The organism is Actinospica durhamensis, assembly GCF_018139695.1.
GTDB lineage: Bacteria > Actinomycetota > Actinomycetes > Streptomycetales > Catenulisporaceae > Actinospica > Actinospica durhamensis.
In genome coordinates this window covers 1-3,098 of record NZ_JAGSOG010000474.1, presented here as the reverse complement: position 1 = coordinate 3,098, position 3,098 = coordinate 1, and the positions used below count along the sequence as shown (strand labels likewise).

The 3,098-nt window shown below is 66.3% G+C and carries 4 protein-coding genes; 3 read left to right on the top strand and 1 reads right to left on the bottom strand.

The window, feature by feature from the left end; translation table 11 throughout:
• Positions 1-132 precede the first annotated feature (132 nt).
• Both KDL01_RS40060 and KDL01_RS40055 read left to right on the top strand, forming a co-directional pair.
• Complete coding sequence (locus KDL01_RS40060; protein WP_212533954.1) at positions 133-426, top strand: hypothetical protein; 294 nt, start codon at positions 133-135, stop codon at positions 424-426.
• A gap of 379 nt (positions 427-805) precedes the next feature.
• Positions 806-1,081 (top strand): hypothetical protein, encoded by a 276-nt coding sequence (locus KDL01_RS40055; protein WP_212533953.1) that lies wholly within the window; start codon positions 806-808, stop codon positions 1,079-1,081.
• Between the two features lie 207 nt (positions 1,082-1,288).
• On the opposite strand, the gene KDL01_RS40050 is transcribed toward KDL01_RS40055, so the two are convergent.
• A complete protein-coding gene (locus tag KDL01_RS40050; protein WP_212533952.1) occupies positions 1,289-2,062 on the bottom strand; it encodes a hypothetical protein in 774 nt (257 codons plus the stop codon).
• Between the two features lie 348 nt (positions 2,063-2,410).
• On the opposite strand from KDL01_RS40050, the gene KDL01_RS40045 reads away from it, so the two are divergent.
• Positions 2,411-3,019 carry a phosphotransferase gene (locus KDL01_RS40045; RefSeq protein WP_212533951.1) on the top strand — a complete coding sequence of 203 codons (609 nt, stop codon included), beginning with the start codon at positions 2,411-2,413 and terminating at the stop codon, positions 3,017-3,019.
• Positions 3,020-3,098 lie beyond the last annotated feature (79 nt).

Sequence of the window (3,098 nt, the reverse complement as noted above, 5' to 3'; positions counted from 1 at the left end):
ACGCTTCGGGCGCGGCGCCGGGTCGTGCTCGTGATCGGTCGTGCTGGCCATGCCGGGGGTGCTCCTGTCTCGCCCATCTAGACTAACCCGATAAACCGGGTGTCTCAGCCGAGGCTGTCAGAGAGGGGGGCGGTGTCGGTGGCCGCCTTGGTACGCTGCGCCGTCTACCTGTTGTTTTCAGTGCTGTGTTCTCGCTGGGGGGCTTGTGTTCGGTCCGTCGATCCTGCTGGTCGCCTGTCTGGCCCTGGGGCCGGGTTCTACTGGGATATTCGTGGCTTCGCCACCGAGACGCGTCGCCGGTTTGAGGAGCGCCGTTTCGACGGCGCCTTACACCGGAAGCTGCCGAGCTGGGCGTATCGCGCGTTCGGCATCTGGTGCTTCGTCTTCGGGATAGGCCAGTTCCTGTTCGCCGCTCTCGTGCGCTGAGGCGTCCTGGCGGTCACCGGCTGATCGCGCTCCACGAGCACGCGCCGGGCTGGACCGAGTGGGCCTCGTCGGCACGTACGACCTGGGAGATCACGCCTAGCCACGCGCGCACGCGAAGTCGTGGGGGACGATGGAGCGGACTGGTGGAGTGCACCAGGCGAGTGCTTGCGGTGATGCTCGCGTGTCAGCGGCACGGCACGGTCCTTGCAGGCGGACAGGTTGATCATCAGGAATCCCTGTAGATGGCCACGTGGATCCGCGCTTGCGGACACCAGAGCCGGAGCGATCAGGGATCGAGCTGCGGGCGGGGTATGGCATTCGGCGCGATCGGACCGAGACGTGACCGCAATCGGCCGGACGTTCGTCGATACTCAGCTTGATGTTCGAATACCGACTGATGCCGCGGCGCGGAAGCGCCGCCGTGCCAAGGGGAGCCGCCTACACCGTGCCGCTCGCGGAGATCACAGGTGTGACCGCAACTCCTCGGGGCCTGCGGATCTCCCGCGCCGGACAGCCCGCGATCATGACCGGAGCACTCCAGAAGTCGCAGTGGGCCGAGGACTACGGGAACGAGCAGACAAGCGCCGACGACGACGCCTCAGACATCCTGACGGCGGTTGGCCGCCTAGCCTCCAACCACAAAGTCCCGCTGTAGGCTCAGGTCAGCGGGACCACGCTTTTGCCGGCCAGCGATCGGCTACCAGTCACCGGCCCCTATGCGCCTGGCACGACCAACTCACATACCAACAGCAGCGCAAGGCGAAGTGGTGGGAGAAACAATGCCCGAATCCACCGCAACTCCTCGCACGACACGCCGACCAGCACACGTCACGTGATCATCGCCAGAGTCAGTTTTTCACTCCTACCAACCGGTCCGCCGACTCGGCAGCAGATGCCGCGGCAAACGATGCGGCTTCTCCAGCGCGGCCGGATTCGCGTAGTAGCCGACCTCGAGGATCACGGCCAGCGCGTACTCCGACCGTTCCAGCGCCCGGTCGGGCAAGCTCCAGAACTCGGTCCCGCAGGATTCCAGACGGAGGTGGTTCCGACTCTGGTTCCAACTCTCCCCTCGCGTCCACAACGCGTCGCGCCGCAACCGCATCTCCTCACCGCGGCCACACCACCGCACCCCCAATCTCGGATCCAGCATGCGATTGCCCCAGGGCGGGAGCGCGGCCACGGTCGGCGGCGGAGCGAACGCGGGGGCCAGCCGCCAGTGCAGCGATCCCGAACTCCTGGAACCCAGCAGCCCCTGCGTCACCCCCAACTCGGCCCCGACCCAGCCCAGATCCGACAGCACCCGCGCGAACTCGGTCAACCGGGCAGCCAGATCACCATCGAACCCATAGACAGCAATCACGCTGCGCCTGCATCCCGCAGTCGCACGCCTGCGCGGCGCACCGAAGGAGAGCTCGAACGACGAGCGGACCTCGGCCCGGCACTCGTCCGCCACGTCGGCGCCGACCCGGCACAACCACGCACAGTCCCGCTCCATCGCCACCAAGAAAGCATCCAGCCACGTCACGATGGCACCGCGAACATCCACGAACTCGCTCCGGCCGGTCCACCGCGACAGGTCGATCTGCCGCCTCGCGAACAACACGGCGCCGAAAGACCGGACAACTGAGCGCAACATCCGTTTCACCTCACAGGACTCAACAGGTGAGCGTGCCCGCCAGGCACTGATTCACCAGCTCGGCGAGTTCCTCCTGCCCGTCGGAGTTCGGGTGGAAGCTGCCCGAGGTGTTACTGATGGTGATGGGCAGAATCCACGCGTCGTCCGTGTCGCACAGCCTGTGCCCGACGTACGCCGCCTGCGGGTCGACGTACTGGATGGCGACGCCGTCGGTTTAGCGGTGTGTCTCGGCGCAGTGGGCCTGGCGAGCACCATGTCCACGGACCGTCGCGCGATAATCGGGTGGCCTGGCAAGTGGCGTCGCGATTAGCCTGGCGTGGTGCATGATCTCGAGGGTGAGGGTTGCTGGTGACTGTTCCGGGGCGTGATGTCCTCGATGCGTTCGAACTCGCAGGGTCGCCTGTCGTGCTTGCCGGCGGCGAAGGCCGGAGCGTTCGGGTCGGCGATGTCGTGCTCAAGCCGGCCGATGGCGATCTGCAGGCCGCTGAGTGGTTGGCCCGCACGATGGCCTGCATCCCCGAGGAGGGGTTCCGTATCAGCCGTCCCCTTCACACTGCCGACGGCGCATGGATTTATCATGGCTGGACCGCGTCGCGTTACGTTCCCGGTGCCGAGCCCGACCACGGCGCCGCACCGCGCTGGCTTGAGATCATCGCAGCCGGTCGTGCGTTCCACCGGGTGTTGGCCGGCCTTCCGCGTCCGGATTTTCTGGACCGCCGTTCCAACTGGTGGGAGACCGGCAGCAAGGTCGCGTGGCAGGAGCGCGGACCAGACTTGATCGCCGGTTTCCACACTCCGTACATGGAACTGAGCGCGCTGCTTGTCTCACCGCCTGGTGAGCAGCCCCAGCTCATTCACGGGGACCTGACCGGCAACGTGTTGTTCGCCCCCGGGCTTGCTCCCGCGGTCATTGAGAATCCGCCAACGATTTGGTGCTGCTCAGGTTGGGTGGCGTGACCGAGCGTGTTCGTGCTCGTGCATGTGGGGCGCGGCTGTCATGAGTGTAGATCGTCTGTCACCGGGCGACTGCGAGGTT

Bases quoted from the DNA above. Each gene is read 5' to 3' on its own strand.
- KDL01_RS40055 (WP_212533953.1), top strand. From the start codon at position 806: ATGTTCGAATACCGACTGATGCCGCGGCGCGGAAGCGCCGCCGTGCCA.
- KDL01_RS40050 (WP_212533952.1), bottom strand. From the start codon at position 2,062: ATGTTGCGCTCAGTTGTCCGGTCTTTCGGCGCCGTGTTGTTCGCGAGG.